General features: G+C 57.2%; 13 protein-coding genes. 7 read left to right on the top strand and 6 right to left on the bottom strand.

Annotation, left to right across the window (positions count from 1 at the left end):
- Window positions 1–28: 28 nt before the first annotated feature.
- The 4 genes from EH206_RS00625 to EH206_RS00610 all read left to right on the top strand — a co-directional run bounded on the left by EH206_RS00625 (window position 29) and on the right by EH206_RS00610 (window position 5067).
- Complete coding sequence (locus EH206_RS00625; protein WP_009110905.1) at window positions 29–973, top strand: ABC transporter permease; 945 nt, start codon at window positions 29–31, stop codon at window positions 971–973.
- On the top strand, window positions 973–1845 hold the full coding sequence (locus EH206_RS00620) for an ABC transporter permease (RefSeq protein ID WP_009110904.1): 873 nt from the start codon (window positions 973–975) through the stop codon (window positions 1843–1845). The genes EH206_RS00625 and EH206_RS00620 overlap by 1 nt, the downstream gene beginning before the upstream one ends.
- A 10-nt stretch (window positions 1846–1855) precedes the next feature.
- Entirely contained in the window at window positions 1856–3493 is a 1638-nt protein-coding gene (locus tag EH206_RS00615; protein ID WP_009110903.1) for a dipeptide ABC transporter ATP-binding protein, read from the top strand.
- 68 nt (window positions 3494–3561) lie between these two features.
- Entirely contained in the window at window positions 3562–5067 is a 1506-nt protein-coding gene (locus EH206_RS00610; protein WP_009110902.1) for an amidase, read from the top strand.
- Between the two features lie 232 nt (window positions 5068–5299).
- On the opposite strand, the gene EH206_RS00605 is transcribed toward EH206_RS00610, so the two are convergent.
- Together EH206_RS00605 and argG are read right to left on the bottom strand one after the other, a co-directional pair.
- Window positions 5300–6244 (bottom strand): Rpn family recombination-promoting nuclease/putative transposase, encoded by a 945-nt coding sequence (locus tag EH206_RS00605; protein WP_009110901.1) that lies wholly within the window; start codon window positions 6242–6244, stop codon window positions 5300–5302.
- Window positions 6245–6630: 386 nt separating this feature from the next.
- Window positions 6631–7977: an argininosuccinate synthase gene (gene argG, locus EH206_RS00595; RefSeq protein WP_009110900.1), complete on the bottom strand. Its 1347-nt coding sequence runs from the start codon at window positions 7975–7977 to the stop codon at window positions 6631–6633.
- A gap of 401 nt (window positions 7978–8378) precedes the next feature.
- Between argG and EH206_RS00590 the strand changes: the two genes are divergently transcribed.
- Entirely contained in the window at window positions 8379–8954 is a 576-nt protein-coding gene (locus tag EH206_RS00590; RefSeq protein WP_009110899.1) for a DJ-1/PfpI family protein, read from the top strand.
- Between the two features lie 41 nt (window positions 8955–8995).
- Here EH206_RS00590 and xylR read toward each other — a convergent pair whose 3' ends face one another.
- The 4 genes from xylR to xylF all read right to left on the bottom strand — a co-directional run bounded on the left by xylR (window position 8996) and on the right by xylF (window position 14096).
- A complete protein-coding gene (gene xylR / locus EH206_RS00585; RefSeq protein WP_009110898.1) occupies window positions 8996–10186 on the bottom strand; it encodes a D-xylose utilization transcriptional activator XylR in 1191 nt (396 codons plus the stop codon).
- A 117-nt stretch (window positions 10187–10303) separates the two neighbouring features.
- A complete protein-coding gene (gene xylH / locus EH206_RS00580) occupies window positions 10304–11431 on the bottom strand; it encodes a xylose ABC transporter permease XylH (protein WP_232216623.1) in 1128 nt (375 codons plus the stop codon).
- A 34-nt stretch (window positions 11432–11465) separates the two neighbouring features.
- Window positions 11466–13007 (bottom strand): xylose ABC transporter ATP-binding protein, encoded by a 1542-nt coding sequence (locus EH206_RS00575; protein ID WP_009110896.1) that lies wholly within the window; start codon window positions 13005–13007, stop codon window positions 11466–11468.
- A 93-nt stretch (window positions 13008–13100) separates the two neighbouring features.
- On the bottom strand, window positions 13101–14096 hold the full coding sequence (gene xylF, locus EH206_RS00570; RefSeq protein WP_009110895.1) for a D-xylose ABC transporter substrate-binding protein: 996 nt from the start codon (window positions 14094–14096) through the stop codon (window positions 13101–13103).
- Between the two features lie 347 nt (window positions 14097–14443).
- Here xylF and xylA point away from each other — a divergent pair, with 347 nt between their 5' ends.
- Both xylA and xylB read left to right on the top strand, forming a co-directional pair.
- Entirely contained in the window at window positions 14444–15763 is a 1320-nt protein-coding gene (gene xylA, locus EH206_RS00565) for a xylose isomerase (RefSeq protein WP_009110894.1), read from the top strand.
- A 118-nt stretch (window positions 15764–15881) separates the two neighbouring features.
- Entirely contained in the window at window positions 15882–17348 is a 1467-nt protein-coding gene (gene xylB / locus EH206_RS00560; protein ID WP_009110893.1) for a xylulokinase, read from the top strand.
- Window positions 17349–17352: the final 4 nt, after the last annotated feature.

Below are 17352 nucleotides of genomic sequence, written 5' to 3'. Positions count from 1 at the left end.
AGTTGGCTAGTCGCAACGAGGAACGAGCATGTTGACATTTACCGGCAAACGCCTGCTGGCGACACTCCCTGTTCTGCTGGTGGTGGCGGTCGCCATTTTTATGATCGTCCGACTGATTCCCGGCGATCCCGCCGCGGTTATCGGCGGCAACAGCGCCACCAGCGAGGATATCGACCGCATCCGCGAGCAACTGGGCCTGACCCTGCCGCTGTGGAAGCAGTTCGCCATCTGGGCGCAGGGCGTGCTGCACGGCGATTTCGGCTACTCATTTTTCATGAATCAGCCGGTGACCTCGCTGCTGATGCAGCGCATGGAACCCACCCTGTCGCTGACGTTCGGCACGCTGCTGTTCACCGTGCTGATCGCGCTGCCGCTGGGCGCGCTGGCGGCCTGGCGCATGGGCGGCTGGCTTGATCGCTGCGTGATGGCCTGTTCCGTGGTCGGCTTCTCCATACCGGTGTTTGTGATTGGCTACCTGCTGATCTATGTGCTGGCGCTCAAGCTGCAATGGCTGCCGGTGCAAGGCTATAACCCGCTGTCAAAGGGCTTTCTCCCCTGGTTGAACAACCTGATTCTCCCCTGTCTCACGCTGTCGGTGACCTATGTGGCGCTGCTCGCCAGGGTAACGCGCGCGGCGGTCAGCGAAGCGTTGACCGAAGATTTCATTCGCACCGCGCGCGCCAAAGGCATCACCGAACTACAGGTGCTCAGGCATCACGCGCTTAGGGTGGCGGCGGTGCCGGTGGCGACGGTAATCGGCGTCAGCGCCGCCCTGCTGCTTGGCGGCGTGGTGGTGACGGAAACGGTGTTTGCCATTCCCGGCCTGGGACAGCTCACGGTGGACGCCGTACTCAACCGGGATTTTCCGGTCTTGCAAGGCGTGGTTCTGTTCTTCGCGGTGACCTATATCCTGCTGAATTTCCTGATAGATCTGAGCTATCTGTGGCTGGATCCGCGCATCCGGAATGAATAATGAATACAGCTAAACAACTTTGGCGTAATACGTCGGTAAAAATCGGCGTGCTGACCCTGACGGCGTTAGCCATGATGGGGATCGGCGCGCCCTGGCTCGGGACTTTCGACCCCGGCGTGATGGACATGAATTTCATTTCCGTCGGCGCTGGCACCCGCGGACTGGTTACTCTGCTGGACGGCACGCAAATCCCGCATACCTTCTGGATGGGCAGCGACAGTCTGGGACGCGATATCTGGAGCCGCGTGCTTTATGGCACGCGCATCTCGCTGACCGTCGGCCTGATGACCGCGCTGGCCGCCATTCTGGCCGGCTGCCTGCTCGGCATGCTGGCGGGCTATTTCCGCACGCTGGATATGCTGCTGATGCGCATGATGGACGGCCTGATGGCGATCCCCTCGGTACTGGTGGCCATTACGCTGGTCGCCATATTCGGCGGCAATCTGACCACGGTCATCATCGCCATCGCGGTGCCCGAAGTGCCGCGGGTCACGCGGCTGGTGCGCTCGCTGGTGCTCAGTCTGCGCCAGGAAGCCTTTGTCGAAGCGGCGCGCGCGCTGGCGACCAGCAATATGATGATCCTGTGGCGCGATATTTTACCTAACGCCATGGCGCCCCTGATTGTACAAGGCACCTTTGTCGCGGCGTCGGCGGTGCTGACGGAAGCGATCCTCAGTTTTCTCGGCTTAGGGCTCCCCTCCGACATTCCCACCTGGGGCAACATCATGGCCGAAGGGCGCGTGATGTTCTCGCAACGTCCGGGGGATGTGCTGTTCCCCGCGCTGTTCCTGGTTCCCTCGGTGCTGGCCATCAATCTGCTCGGCGATGGCCTGCGTGATGTCCTCGATCCCAAATTCTCAAAACGGCTGTAGGGGGAATCTGATGAACAAGCTTGAACATAACGCCCCGGTGTTGCAAATCGCCGACCTACAGGTAGCCCTGCCGGCGGATGCCGACCGCCCGTACGCCATTCAACGGCTCGATCTGGCGATCGAGGCCGGGAAAACGCTGTGCGTGGTCGGCGAATCGGGTTCGGGAAAATCGGTTCTGGCCACCACCATCATGGGATTGATGGCCAAAGAGCTGCGCATCAACAGCGGCACCATCAGGCTGGCGGGCAATACGCTGCTGGATTCAGGCCATTACGCCAGCAACCGGCGGATGCGCCAGCTGCGCGCCACCAGTATGGGGATGGTTTTTCAGGAGCCGATGACCGCGTTGAATCCGGTTCATAGCTGCGGAGAACAGGTTGATGAGCTGCTGCGCGCGCATACCCACTGGCCCGCCGCCGAACGCAAGGCCAGAATATTGGCGATGTTCGAGCGGGTGCGTCTGCCCGACCCGGCGCGTATCTACAAAAGCTATCCGCACCAGCTCTCAGGCGGCCAACGCCAGCGCATCGTTATCGCGATGGCGATCGTTCTCAAACCGCAGTTGCTGATTTGCGACGAACCCACCACCGCGCTGGACGTCACCACGCAAGCGGAAATCCTTAAGCTGATCCGCGAACTCCAGGCGGAACAGGGCAGCGCGGTGCTTTTCATTACCCATGATATGGGCGTGGTCTCGGAAATCGCCGACCACATCCTGGTGATGTATCGCGGCGAGATAGTGGAACAGGGCGCCTGCGAACAGGTGCTGCGACATCCGGCCACCGACTATACCCGTTCACTGCTGGCGGCGGTGCCCGATATTACGCCGCCGCCGCCGCGCCAGCCGCCCGGCAATCGCCTCCCGCCGCTGCTGGTGGGCCAGTCGGTCGGCAAAACCTATGTCAGCCGCGACTGGCTGGGGCGCAGTAAACGCTTCGACGCCCTGCGGCAGGCCAGCGTCGCGGTTCACCGCGGCGAAACCGTCGGCATCGTGGGGGAATCCGGCTCGGGGAAATCCACCTTCGCACGCTGCATGATCCGCATGATCGCGCCCAGTTCGGGCAAGATCCTGTGGGGAGACCGCGAAGTACAAACCTTACCCGAATCGCAGGTGCGGACATTGCGTTCGCGCGTTCAGGTGGTTTTTCAGGATCCGAACCGATCGCTGAATCCGCGCCGCACCATCGGATCTTCGATCATGGAAGGCGCGATGAATTTTGGTCAGAGCCGGCAGCAGGCCCGCCACACCGCCGAAGCGTTGATGGACCGCATCAACCTGCCGCACGCGTCGCTCGATCGCTATCCGCATCAGTTTTCCGGCGGGCAACGGCAACGGCTGGCCATCGCCCGCGCCATCGCCTGCGATCCCCAGGTGCTGGTGGCGGATGAAGCCGTCTCCGCGCTGGACGTGTCGGTACAGGCGCAAATCCTCGATCTGCTGCGCGAATTACAGCGGGATTTGGGATTGGGGCTGCTGTTCATCACCCACGATCTGCGCGTCGCCGCCCAGCTTTGCGATCGCGTCATGGTTATGCATCAGGGAGAGGTGGTTGAGCAAGGCATCACCGCCCAGCTATTCGGCCAGCCCCGGCATGACTACACGCGCCGCCTGCTGGCTGCGGCGCCGCGTTTGATGTTGATGAAATAACCGGCTTATTTTTCGGGCTTCATCCCCGTAGCGGACGCTGCCCTTAATGTTGCAACCTGGAGTGGTATATGAAGTCACAAGTGATGGACTGGGATGAATGGTCGGCCTATGACGCGCTGGGACTGGCGGAGTTGATACGTAAGGGCGACGTCAGCGCGGCCGAGCTGGCCTCACAGGCGGCGCAGGCCATCGCCCTGCTGAATCCCGCGTTAAGCGCGGTGGTTGAGGTATTCGACGATGTGGTCGCCGACCCGCTGCAAGACGGCATGAACCCGCAGGGCGCCTTCGCCGGCGTGCCTTTTCTGATGAAAGATCTGGGGCCGACCCTGAAAGGCCGTTTGCAGGAGATGGGATCGCTGCTGATGCAGGGCAACCGCTCGCAGAGCGACAGCTTTCTGGTCGGCAAAATGCGTCAGGCCGGGCTGAATCTCATCGGCCGCACCACCACGCCGGAATTCGGCGTATGCAGTTCAGCGGAAAATCCGGCGCTCTATATCACCCGAAACCCCTGGGATCCGGACTACACCACCTGCGGTTCCTCCGCCGGTACGGCGGCCTCGGTGGCGGCCGGCATGGTGCCGATGTCCCACGCCACCGACGGCGGCGGCTCGATCCGCATTCCCGCCGGATTTAACGGCAACATCGGCCTGAAACCCTCGCGCGGGGTGTTCTCCATCGCGCCTTACGCCTCCGATCTCACCGGTCTGGTGTCGATTCAGGGGTGTCATACCCGCACGGTGCGCGACACCGCCGCCTTTGTCGACCACTGTCGCGGCGGCGCGCCGGGAGAGTTCATGCCCTACTGGACGGCGGCGGAAAGCTACTGCGAGCTGATACAGCGCGATCCCGCGCCGCTGCGCATCGCGCTTTCCCATGAATGGGGCGACTATCGGGCCACGCCGCATTTTGTCGCCGAATTGGAGAAAACAGGCCGTTTTCTGGCCGATCTGGGCCACCATGTGGAATGGGTGACGCCGCAGGTGGATTTTCGCGCCGCCTTTGCGGCGCAAACCACCTGTTATATCAGCAACTTTGCGCAGACGATTTCCGCCATGCTCAAAAATCTGCGGCTGGACGCGCCGCCGTCGGATCGGATCGAACCCATCAATATCCGCATCTGGCAGGCCGGCAAAGATATTTCCTTCAGCGAACGCGCGGCGATGCAGACCGTATTCAACAACACATCGCGCGCCTTTGGCGCTTTCTTCCAGTCCTGGGATATTATCCTCACCCCCATCACCGCGCTGCCCACGCCGAAGATCGGCACCATGGAGTACCTGACGCTGAGCGATAACCCGTCGGTAACGGACTGGTTCGCCCACTTATGGGAAAATTTCGCCTATACGCCGTTATCCAATCTGTGCGGCATTCCGGCGATCTCCCTGCCGCTGGCCGCGCAGGAGAACGGGCTGCCGTTCGGCATTCAGGCGCAAACGCGCCAGGGCGACGACGGCCTGCTGCTACAGCTGGCCGCGCAGATTGAACGCGCCATCGAGGGTAAGTGGAACGGCGGCAGAAGACCCGGCGTGCATGTGACCCACGCGCCGCTGGCAGCAAAAACCGCCAATTATTGAGGAAACTAAAGGCTGCCAGATAACGCTGGTCGATTACAGCATCAGCCGCGACGACGAATGGCAATGACTTTCCGATTCGATTAGCGGCGGGCAGGGATAAGCCCGCCATAAAAAATTTCCGGGAGAAATTTTAAACGTCGCCTGCGACGGCCCGGAGGGTGGCGGGCAGGGATAGCCCGCCATAAAAATCGCCGGGAGCCTGGGGAATCCCAGAAAATAATGATAAATCATCTTAAATGTTAGCGGAGAGCGCCAACTGCGCCATCTCCTCGTCGGAAAGCCGGGTAATTTGCTGAACCTGCTCGCGCGCCATGCCGGTCAGCAGTAACTGGTGCGCAATCTGCCGCGCACTGGCTTTCATGCCTTGCTCTATGCCTTGTTCTATGCCTTGCTCTCTTCCCTGTATTACTCCGGCCTGCATACCCTCTTCAAATCCAATTTGTTTCAGCTGCTGTGCAATCGTCATTATCTCCTCCCGATCCGTTGACAACGGCTCCGCCACCATTTCGATAAAATCGGCTGGTCTGGATGTATTGCCGGTTTGCGCGATGTAATACAGCAACGCCCGTTTCTGCCTCAGCGGCACCTGCCAGCGTTCAAATAATAACCCGATATCTCGCGCCAGTTCCAGCATATCCCGCGTACGGATATGCTTTTGCACCAGCTCCAGCAACGCCGCCCGCCGATGGGTTTTAATCTCTTCATCTGAAGTCACGGTGAGGTCAATCAGCGGAAAAGCCTTAATGTATATCCGGGTCGCCAGCACCGGATCATCAAATGCATCCAGCCAACGCAGGCTGTACGGATACGGGCTGCGTTCTCCCTGATAGAACAGCAACGGCACCACCAGCGGCAACTGCTTATGGCCCTGTTCAAGATGTTGCTGCATCGCCGCCAGACAGTAACGAATCATGCGGAATGCCATCATGTTTTCCGGTTTGCTCTGATGCTCAATCAAACAATAGATATAGCCGGTTCCGGCGGTGGTTTGCAGCGAATAGAGCATATCGGATAGCCGGGCGCGTAGCGCTTCATCCACGAACGAGGCCGACTCCAGTTGCAGCGTGTTGAAATCGCAGCGTTCACCAATATCCGGCGGCAGATGGATGGACAGAAAATCCCGCGCCACATCAATATCGCTGAGAAAAAGTTTGAATACCTTATCATGTGATTGCATGTCGTCCCTGGCGAATGGCGTTCCCTAAGAACGCCACGATAACGCCAGCCGCTCGCGGGTAAAGATAATACGTCCCGCCCTGCAAAGCCGCTCGCAAGAAAAAATTTCCGGGAGAAATTTTTAACGTCGCCTTGCGACGGCCCGAAGGGTGGCGGGCAGGGATTGCCCGCCATAAAAAATCGCCGGGAGCGATTTTCAACGTCGCCTGCGACGGCCCGAAGGGTGGCGGGCAGGGATTGCCCGCCATAAAAAATCGCCGGGAGCGATTTTCAACGTCGCCTGCGACGGCCCGAAGGGTGGCGGGCAGGGATTGCCCGCCATAAAAAGCCCGGCGACGAAAAACGCCGCCGGGCCGTCACATCAGCTAACCGTCGAGCCGCTGTGGATTACTTTTTGCTTTTATCCTGCAACTGCTCTACCTGCGGCAGCCCGGCGTTGGCGGACGAGGACAGCAGCCCGGTTTCAACGTAGTTGAACAGTTTCTCACGGGTGTCGGTGATATCCAGGTTACGCATCGTCAGTTGACCAATACGGTCGTCCGGCGAGAATACGGAATCGCCCTTTTCCATCGTCAGGCGCTCCGGCTTGTAGGTCAGGTTGTCGGAAACGGTATTCATGATGGAGTAGTCATTGCCGCGACGCAGTTCCAGCGTCACTTCACCGGTGATGGCGCTGGCGATCCAACGCTGGGAAGAATCACGCAGCATCAGCGCCTGGGAATCGAACCAGCGTCCCTGATACAGGAAGCGGCCCAGTTGACGGCCATTGGCATGATACTGTTCGATGGTATCTTCGTTATGGATGCCGGTCAGCAAACGTTCATAAGCAATATGCAGCAACGCCATTCCCGGCGCTTCATAAATACCACGGCTCTTCGCTTCGATGATGCGGTTTTCAATCTGGTCGCTCATGCCCAGACCGTGGCGTCCGCCGATACGGTTGGCTTCCAGCATCAGTTCCACGTCGTCCGAGAAGGTTTGGCCGTTCAGCGCTACCGGGTGGCCGCGATCAAAACGGATAGTGACTTCTTCCGCCGCGACTTTTACGTTTTCATCCCAGAACTTGACGCCCATGATCGGGTTAACGATTTTGACGCTGGAATTCAGGAACTCCAGATCTTTGGCTTCATGGGTCGCACCCAGAATGTTGGAGTCGGTGGAATAGGCTTTCTCTGCGGACATCTTGTAGCCGAAACCCGCCTGGGCCATAAACTCGGACATCTCCTGCCGGCCGCCCAACTCATCGATAAAATCGGTATCCAGCCACGGTTTATAGATTTTAAGTTCGGCATTGGTCAGCAAACCGTAACGATAAAAACGCTCAATATCGTTACCTTTATAGGTACTGCCGTCACCCCAGATATTGACGCCGTCTTCCTTCATCGCCGCCACCAGCATGGTGCCGGTTACCGCCCGCCCCAGCGGGGTGGTATTAAAATAGGTGACGCCGGCGGTGGTGTTATGGAAAGCACCGCACTGGATCGCCGCAATACCTTCCGCCACCAGTTGCTTACGGCAATCGATCAGGCGGGCATTTTCAGCGCCGTATTCCAGCGCGCGGCGGGGGATCTCATCGTAATCATCCTCATCCGGCTGACCCAGATTCGCGGTGTACGCATAAGGAACCGCGCCTTTTTGACGCATCCAAAGCAGCGCGGCGCTGGTATCCAGACCACCGGAAAAGGCAATACCAATACGCTGGCCGACCGGAAGGTGTTTGAGAATCGTTGTCATAAATAAAATCCCTGCTCGAAGATCGATGGGCAGCAGCTTAGCAGCTACGCCATTATGTTACGCCATACATTGATGAGAGGTGATGCCTTTGCCGGATAGGGGATGGCCCGGACGGGGTTTATCATTAAAACCGACACTCTCAATAAATGCATATTTATGCAAAATAAGTGAGTGATAATTTAAACATCTTTTTGCTGGGACGGGAAGAGTAGAGTGGTATTTTATGCAAAAAAATTCGTCCTCGGCTTGCGCCCAAGCGTACAAGTATAACGCGATTTCCCCCACACGCTAAGCGCTAAAAACGGGTTACGCGACGCCAGTAACAATAATAAAACATTGTTTCATTTTATCATGTATTCTTTGCTATTCTTTATTCCCCTCTGCATGTTGCTGGAGATGCTATGTCTAAAAAAGTCGCCATTCTGCTGGCCCCCGGATTTGAAGAAGCGGAAGCGATTATGGTGATTGACGTACTGCACCGCATGAAAATAGATGTCACCATGCTATCGTGTCACGACAGGCTGGAGCTAAGCAGTTATCACAATATTCGTATATTTGCCGATGCCTTACTGGAAAAAAACATGGATGAGCTGTTTGATGCCGTGATCGTTCCCGGCGGGCCGCAGGGAACGGTCAATCTGGCGGCGAATCCTCTGGTTGTTGAATTTATTCGCCGCCATGATGAAGCCAACAGGCTGATTTGTCCGCTTTGTTCCGCCGCCGCGCGCGTGCTGGGCGGCAATAACCTGCTGAAAGGCCGCCGTTATGTCTGCTCCGGTGAGCTGTGGCGCAACGTTACCGACGGCGTCTACGTCAACGAGAAAGTCGTCGAAGACGGCAATCTGATCAGCGGTAAGGGACTGGGCGTGACGTTTGATTTCGCCTTTACCATCGCCTGCCGCCTGACGGGTGATAAGGAAGACGCGAATTCTCAGGTTGAACATATTGATTACGATTACTGGCGCGTACCGGCGTAAGCGTCGTCTTCAGCGCGGCGGCGTCCGCCGCGCTTGCCAGCTCATCCCCTCAGATAACCCGCTTCACCGTAGCGCTCGCGATACTCTTTGGGCGTAATGTCATAACCCTTTTTAAATACGGCATAAAAATAGGGCAGCGAGGGATAACCGCACATCAGTGAAATTTCGCCGATCGAAAGCGAGGTGGAAATCAGCAGATTGCGGGAACGGTCGAGTTTCTCCGCGTGAATAACCCCGTGGATGGTCTGTCCCATTTCATCTTTGAAGCGCTTTTCCAGATTTGAGCGCGACATCCCCACAGCATCCAGCACCTGTTCGACTTTAATGCCCTTGCAGGCATGATAACGGATAAAGTGCATCGCCTGGATGACCGCCGGATCCTGTACCGAGCGGTAGTCGGTCGAGCGACGTTCCACCACCCGGATAGGCGGCACCAGAATACGCTGCAGGGGTAAATCGCCACGGTTCAGCAATAGCTGGTGCAGCAGTTTCGCGGCGCGATATCCCATCTGCCGGGTTCCCTGCGCCACGGACGACAGCGCCACCCGTGAAAGATAGCGGATCAACTCTTCATTATCGATGCCGATAACGCACAGCTTTTCCGGCACAGGGATGTTCAAATGTTCGCACACCTGCAGCAGATGGCGCGCCCGGGAGTCGGTTACGGCAATAATGCCGGTCTGCGGCGGCAATGCCCGTACCCAATCAGCCAGGCGATTTTGCGCGTCCTGCCAGTTATCCGGCGACGTTTCCATTCCCTGATACACCGCGCCCTGATATTGTCCCGCGGCGACCAACTGACGAAATGCATGTTCCCGTTCCTGCGCCCAGCCTTTTCCCCCCGACGCCGGCAGACCATAAAACGCAAAGCTATGCAGCCCCTTGTTTTTAAGGTGCATAAACGCGCTTTCCACCAGCGCATGGTTATCGGTGGCGATATAATGCACGGGGGGATAATCAGCCGGATTATGATAAGACCCGCCCACGCCGACCAGCGGGACATCGACGTCCTGCAATAGCCGCACGATTGCCCGATCGTCAAAATCGGCGATAACGCCATCCCCCAGCCAGTCTCTGATGTTATCGATACGGCAGCGAAAATCCTCTTCAATGAAAATATCCCAGTCGCACTGCGAGGCCTGCAGGTACTCACCGACGCCCTCGACAACCTGCCGGTCATACACTTTGTTGGCATTGAACAGCAAAGTAATGCGATAGCGTTTTTCAAACATGGCGATGAGCGTCCGTTCGTGGCGATACCTTTGAATAGCATAACCATTCAGGAGGCCAAAATAATTTCCCTATTATTGCGAACCATCACCGGTTTCCGACCCTTGCTCAGTACCTTGTCATACTCTTCGCTTGGTTGCGGTGTCCATCCATACCGCCAGCAGTAAAATGCCGCCTTTGACGACATACTGCCAGAATGTCGGCACATCCAACATACTCATTCCGTTATCCAGCGAGGCCATAATAAATGCCCCCATCACCGCGCCGGCTACGCTGCCGATGCCCCCGGCCAGGCTGGTGCCGCCAATCACGCAGGCCGCTATCGCATCCAGCTCGGCAATGTTCCCCGCTGACGGCGAGCCCGCGCCCAAACGCGAACTGAGGATCAACCCCGCCACCGCCACCATCAGCCCGTTCATCGCAAAAACGATAAGCTTGGTGCGTTCCACATTGACCCCCGACAGGCGGGCCGCCTCAATATTGCCGCCAACGGCATAGATACGGCGGCCAAACGCCGTGCGCGTCGCCAGGAAAATACCGCCCAGCATCAACAGCGTAAGAACCAGCACCGGCGTCGGTACGCCGCGATAGTCATTCAGCAGATAGATCGCGCCAAGAACGATCACCGCGGTAAACGCCTGACGGCCGATATCGCCGGCCGGCGGGCTGACGGGCAGCCCCAGCCGGGCCCGGTTGCCGCGTCGCCGCCATTGCCACAGGATAAACGCCATCAGCCCCAGCGCCCCGCAGATAAAACCCACGCCGGAAGGCAGGTAGCTTTGACCAATCTGGGACATGGCGTGTGTGGTGGGAGAAACCGTGGTGCCGTTGGTAATACCGATAAGAATGCCGCGAAACGCCAGCATGCCAGCCAGCGTAACAATAAAGGAAGGTACTTTCTGATACGCCACCCACCAGCCATTCCACGCCCCCAGCAGCAGCCCCAGCAGCAGCGTCACCACAATGGTCAACGGCAGCGGCCAGCCCAACCACACATCGAAGATCGCCGCCGCGCCGCCGAGCAGCCCCATCATCGACCCGACCGACAGATCGATTTCCGCCGAAATAATCACAAACACCATGCCGACCGCCAGAATGCCGGTAATGGCCGTCTGACGCAGCAGGTTGGAAATATTGCGCGCGCTGAGATAAGCGCCGTCCGTCATATAGGTGAAAAAGAGCATGATCGCGATAATGGCGGCAATCATCACGTAGACCTGAAGATTAATGTTTTTAAGCCGTTGCAGTAAGGGCGCCGGGACGGCAACGGCATTTTGTCGATCAGACGGCGATGTTTTCAACACGATGTTCACTCCTCAATGCAGCTTCCATAACCTGTTCCTGCGTTAAATCACGATTAATCAAATCGGCTTTGATGCGTCCCTGATGCATCACCAGCACCCGATCGCTTAACCCCAGGACTTCAGGCAGTTCGGAAGAAATTACAATGACGGCAATTTGTTGTTTTACCAACGCATTGATAAGTTTGTAGATTTCGTATTTCGCCCCGATGTCGATACCGCGCGTCGGCTCATCCAGAATCAGTATCCGCGGATTCAGCAGCAGACATTTCGCCAGCACCGCTTTTTGCTGATTGCCGCCGCTCAGCCGGGCAATCGCCAGTTCCTGGCTCGGGGTTTTGACTTGCAAATTCGCCAGCGATTGGCGGATAACATCCTGTTCGCGCGCGTCGTCCAGCGTTGAAAACAGGCCGGAAAACCGATCGAGCGCGGCCAGCGTAATGTTGTGCGCCACGCTCATCACCGGCACGATGCCGTCCTTTTTGCGATCCTCCGGCACCATGGCGATACCCAGCGCCATCGCCTGCTGGCAGTTGTTAATCTTCACGCTTTTGCCATCAAGAAACAGCTCACCTTGCCAGCGTCCGTGATAGGCGCCGAACAAACACTGTACGGTCTCCGTGCGCCCCGAACCGACCAATCCGGCAATACCCAGAATTTCGCCCTGATGCAGGGAAAAGGAGACGTCGTCCACCCGGCGGATATGCCGGTTCACCGGATGCCAGGCCGTCAGGTGCTCGACGCGCAGGATCTCTTCGCCGATGGTATGCGCTTCGCTGGGGTACAGCTCCGTAAGCTCCCGCCCCACCATCATCGCGATGATTTGATCTTCGCTAAGTTCCGCTGCCGGACGCGTACCGATGTGCTTACCGTCGCGGATGACGCAAATCACGTCGGAAATCGCTTTCACTTCGTTGAGCTTATGAGAGATATAAATGCAGGCGATGCCGTGATCGCGCAGGTCATGGATGATGTCGAGCAAAATGGCCGTTTCCCGCTCGGTCAGCGACGCCGTCGGTTCGTCCAGCACCAGCAGACGCACCTGCTTATTCAGCGCCTTGGCGATTTCAATCAGTTGCTGCTGCCCCAGCCCCAGCTCCCCCACTTTGGTATTGGGGTCAATCGTCAGCTTAACCTGCTCCAGCATGCGCTGACAGCGTAAGTACATGCCGTCGTAGTCCATTATCCCGAAGCGCGCCCACTCATTGCCCAGGAAGATATTCTCCAGCACAGTCATTTCCTTAACCAGCGCCAGCTCCTGATGAATAATGGCGATGCCCTTTTGCTCCGTATCACGGATAAGGCCGGCCCGCAGTTCTTCGCCGGAAAAAATAATCTCTCCGCTGTAACTGCCGTAGGGATAAATGGCGCACAGCACTTTCATCAGGGTGGATTTACCCGAACCATTCTCGCCGCACAGGGACAGCACCTGTCCGGCCTCCAACGTCAGGCTGACATTGTCCACCGCTTTCACTGCGCCAAACGCTTTAGTGATGTTTTTCATTTCCAACAGGCGCGGCATCATGACCTCCGTGATTCACTCTTACTCGCCGTAAGAGACAGCGAACGCTCACAAGCCACGGCATAGCGCGGCTCGGCGCAAAGAAAACGGGGGTTAATAGACATCCGCTTTTTTATGAAAGCCGTCGGCAATCACCGTGGAATCAATATTGTCTTTATCAACGGGGATCGGGGTTAATAAAAAAGCCGGAATATCTTTCAGGCCGTTATTTAACGCGGCATTGGACTCGGGGTTTTTACCTGCCCCCAGGGCAACCGCAATATCGGCGGCATCTCTGGCCAGTTTGCTGATGGGTTTATAAACCGTCATGGTTTGCGTACCGGAAACGATGCGTTTTATCGCAGCCAGATCCGCATCCTGCCCGGAAATGACCACCTTGCCGGATAATCCCTGCGCGGCGAGCGCCTGAATGGCGCCGCCCGCCGTCGCATCGTTTGAAGCCACCACCGCATTGATATTGTTATTATTTGCCGTCAGCGCATTCTCCATGATTTTCAGCGCGTTTTCCGGCAACCATGCATCAACCCACTGATCGCCGACCACTTTGATTTTACCATTATCAATCAACGGCTTTAATGCTTTCATTTGTCCCTGACGGAACAGTTTCGCATTATTATCCACCGGCGAGCCGCCCATAAGAAAATAATTTCCTTCGGGAACCTTATCCACCAGATATTGCGCCTGTAACTCACCAACCTTTTCATTATCAAACGAAATATAAAAATCCACGTCCGCATTGTTTATCATACGGTCGTAGGCCAGAACCTTTATTCCTTCGCGTTTTGCTTCGGCAATAACGTTACTTAACACCTGACCGTTGTAGGGAATAATAACCAGCACATCCACACCGCGGTTAATCATATTTTCTATTTGCGAAATCTGAGTTTCTTCATTGCCGTTTGCCGATTGTACAAAAACGCTCGCGCCATGCTCCTTGGCCTTTGCGACAAAGATATCCCGATCTTTTTGCCAACGCTCAAGGCGTAAGTCATCAATCGCCATCCCTATTTTTACTTCTTTGCTTAACGCGGGCTGGCTTACTAAAGCGAGTGCGGCACAGGCTGACAGTAAAAAGTGTTTAACTTTCATCGTAGAGTACCTTTTTTCAAAATACAGGGCAGAGAACTCCGATAGCCAACAGAGTATTATCGTTAAACCACGCATCAGCAATTACAGATTTTTATCATCCGATTATGTTTTTTGGTTTAATTGCTATTTTTTGATAGCGGTCATATTTTATTGTTCAGCGAACTTTCTCTATTTTTATAAACCGCAAAGCGCGTCCAGATTAATCCGCCAATATTTTTGCGACCCAGCGCACATTTAATAATTCTCTTAATTTCAGTGTAAAATAACGTAATTGAGTAAATCGTTATCCGGACTAAATATAAAGCGTATACCTCTCTTCCCTCGGGAAGGCCGCTAAGGAGTCAACGATGCAACCCTATTTTGCCCAGATCGAAAAAGTCCGCTATGAAGGCGGCCAGAGCGACAATCCCTTCGCTTTCCGTCACTACAACCCAGAGCAGGAAATTCTGGGGAAACGCATGGCGGACCATTTACGCTTCGCGGTCGCTTACTGGCACACATTCTGCTGGAACGGCTCAGACATGTTTGGCGTCGGCGCCTTTGAGCGCCCGTGGCAGCAAGCGGGAGACGCGCTGGCGCAGGCCAGACGCAAAGCCGACATCGCATTTGAATTCTTTCAAAAACTGGATGTGCCCTATTACTGTTTCCACGATGTGGATGTGGCGCCCGAGGGCGCTTCGCTCAAGGAATACCTGAATAACTTCGCCGCCATCGCCGACGTATTGGCGGAAAAGCAGCAGAGCAGCGGGGTCAAGCTGCTGTGGGGCACGGCAAACTGTTTTACCCACCCGCGCTACGGCGCCGGCGCGGCGACCAATCCGGACCCCGAAGTTTTCGCCTGGGCGGCCACGCAGGTGTTCAGCGCCATGAACGCCACCCAGAAGCTGGGCGGCGAAAACTATGTACTGTGGGGCGGACGCGAAGGTTACGAAACCCTGCTTAACACCGATCTGCGCCGGGAGCGCGAACAGATCGGCCGGTTTATGCAAATGGTGGTCGAGCATAAACACAAAATCGGCTTCCAGGGAACCTTGCTGATCGAACCCAAGCCGCAAGAGCCGACCAAACACCAATACGACTACGACGTAGCCACGGTCTATGGTTTTCTTAAACAGTTCGGATTGGAAAAAGAGATTAAGGTCAACGTGGAAGCCAACCATGCCACGCTGGCGGGCCATTCGTTCCACCATGAAATCGCCACCGCCATCGCGCTGGGCGTTTTTGGATCGGTTGACGCCAATCGTGGCGATCCGCAACTGGGTTGGGACACCGATCAGTTCCCCAACAGCGTGGAAGAGAATACGCTGGTGATGTATGAAATCCTCAAAGCAGGCGGCTTCACCACCGGCGGCCTCAATTTTGACGCCAAAGTCCGCCGCCAGAGCACCGACCGCTACGATCTATTCCATGCCCACATCGGCGCCATGGACACCCTGGCGCTGTCGCTCAAAGCCGCCGCCCGGATGATCGAAGACGACCAACTGAATCAGCTGGTCGCCATACGCTACGCCGGCTGGAACGGAGAACTGGGGCAACAGATCCTGCAAGGCAAGGCGTCGCTGGAATCACTGGCCGGCTATGCGGAAAGCCGCCAGTTGGCGCCGCAGCACCAGAGCGGTCATCAGGAATTGCTGGAGAATATCGTTAACCGTCATTTATTTGGATAATACGGGCTTCCCGGTTCATCCCTTATCCGGCGTCCCGCTATGGAAGATGCCCGCCTGCGCGGGCATGACGGCGGTATAAGGCGCAGTCCCTATCCCTTAACCGTTCCAGGAGTCCTTCATGTACATCGGCATCGATCTCGGCACCTCCGGCGTTAAAGCCATTTTACTGAATGAAGCGGGACAGGTTATCGCCAGCCACAGCGCCGCATTAGCCGTATCCCGCCCTTATCCGTTATGGTCGGAACAATCGCCCGATGCATGGTGGCAGGCAACCGATAGCGCATTGCAGGCGCTGGCGGCGCAGCACGACCTCCGGGCGGTTAAAGCGCTGGGGCTGACCGGGCAGATGCACGGCGCCACGCTGCTGGACGCCCGGCAGCAGGTGCTGCGGCCGGCCATTTTGTGGAATGACGGACGCAGCGCGCAGCAGTGCCGGGAATTGGAACAACAGGTGCCGACCTCGCGGCAGATTACCGGCAACCTGATGATGCCGGGCTTCACCGCGCCCAAGCTGAAATGGGTACGGGAACACGAAGCGGAGATCTTTCGTCAGGTAGACAAGGTGTTACTGCCCAAGGATTATCTGCGCTGGCGTCTGACCGGCGAATTCGCCAGTGATATGTCCGACGCGGCGGGAACGCTGTGGCTGGACGTGGCGCAACGCGACTGGAGCGAGGTATTGCTGGACGCCTGCTCCCTGACGCGGGAGCACATGCCGGCCCTATATGAAGGAAATCAGATCACCGGATATCTGCGGCCGGAAACGGCGCAGCGCTGGGGAATGAACAGCATCCCGGTCATCGCCGGCGGGGGCGATAACGCCGCCGGGGCGATTGGGGTCGGGCTCTACCAGGCCGGACAGGCGATGTTGTCGCTCGGTACATCCGGCGTTTACTTTGCCGTCAGCAACGGTTTTCTCAGCAATCCGCAGCGCGCCGTCCATAGCTTTTGCCACGCATTGCCTGATACCTGGCACCTGATGTCGGTGATGCTGAGCGCCGCCTCCTGTATTGATTGGGTGGCCCGCCTGACGCATGCGCCAAGCGTTCCCGCGCTGCTACAGGAGGTTGCCGAAACGCCCGCGGATAACACCGCCACGCCGCTGTGGTTCCTGCCCTATCTCTCCGGCGAACGTACGCCGCATAACAATCCCCACGCCAAAGGGGCTTTCTGGGGGCTGACGCATCAGCACGGCCGCACTGAACTGGTTCGCTCGGTACTGGAAGGCGTCGGCTTCGCCCTCGCCGACGGTATGGACGCCCTGCATATGACGGGGTTGCAGCCCAGTCGCATCACGCTGATTGGCGGCGGCGCGCGTAGCGCCTACTGGCGGCAAATGCTGGCGGATATCAGCGGGCACGAGCTGGAATACCGCACCGGCGGCGACGTGGGGCCGGCCTTGGGGGCCGCGCGCCTGGCGCAGATCGCGATCAACCCCGATACGCCGCTGGATGCGTTGTTGCCTCAGTTGCCTTTGGAACGGGTCCATCAGCCTGATGCGCAACGCCACGCCTACTATACGCAGCAGCGAGAAACCTTTACTGCGCTATACCGGCAGCTTCGTCCGCTGATGTCAGACCATTAGCGCG

Origin of the sequence: Brenneria nigrifluens DSM 30175 = ATCC 13028 (assembly GCF_005484965.1) — a bacterium.
Classification (GTDB): domain Bacteria; phylum Pseudomonadota; class Gammaproteobacteria; order Enterobacterales; family Enterobacteriaceae; genus Brenneria; species Brenneria nigrifluens.
Note: the sequence above shows the minus strand (reverse complement) of the source record. Positions and strands in the feature narration are given on the sequence as shown.

Coding starts and splice junctions, on each gene's coding strand:
- EH206_RS00625 (WP_009110905.1), top strand. CDS start 29: ATGTTGACATTTACCGGCAAACGCCTGCTGGCGACACTCCCTGTTCTG.
- EH206_RS00620 (WP_009110904.1), top strand. CDS start 973: ATGAATACAGCTAAACAACTTTGGCGTAATACGTCGGTAAAAATCGGC.
- EH206_RS00615 (WP_009110903.1), top strand. CDS start 1,856: ATGAACAAGCTTGAACATAACGCCCCGGTGTTGCAAATCGCCGACCTA.
- EH206_RS00610 (WP_009110902.1), top strand. CDS start 3,562: ATGAAGTCACAAGTGATGGACTGGGATGAATGGTCGGCCTATGACGCG.
- EH206_RS00605 (WP_009110901.1), bottom strand. CDS start 6,244: ATGCAATCACATGATAAGGTATTCAAACTTTTTCTCAGCGATATTGAT.
- argG (WP_009110900.1), bottom strand. CDS start 7,977: ATGACAACGATTCTCAAACACCTTCCGGTCGGCCAGCGTATTGGTATT.
- EH206_RS00590 (WP_009110899.1), top strand. CDS start 8,379: ATGTCTAAAAAAGTCGCCATTCTGCTGGCCCCCGGATTTGAAGAAGCG.
- xylR (WP_009110898.1), bottom strand. CDS start 10,186: ATGTTTGAAAAACGCTATCGCATTACTTTGCTGTTCAATGCCAACAAA.
- EH206_RS00575 (WP_009110896.1), bottom strand. CDS start 13,007: ATGCCGCGCCTGTTGGAAATGAAAAACATCACTAAAGCGTTTGGCGCA.
- xylF (WP_009110895.1), bottom strand. CDS start 14,096: ATGAAAGTTAAACACTTTTTACTGTCAGCCTGTGCCGCACTCGCTTTA.
- xylA (WP_009110894.1), top strand. CDS start 14,444: ATGCAACCCTATTTTGCCCAGATCGAAAAAGTCCGCTATGAAGGCGGC.
- xylB (WP_009110893.1), top strand. CDS start 15,882: ATGTACATCGGCATCGATCTCGGCACCTCCGGCGTTAAAGCCATTTTA.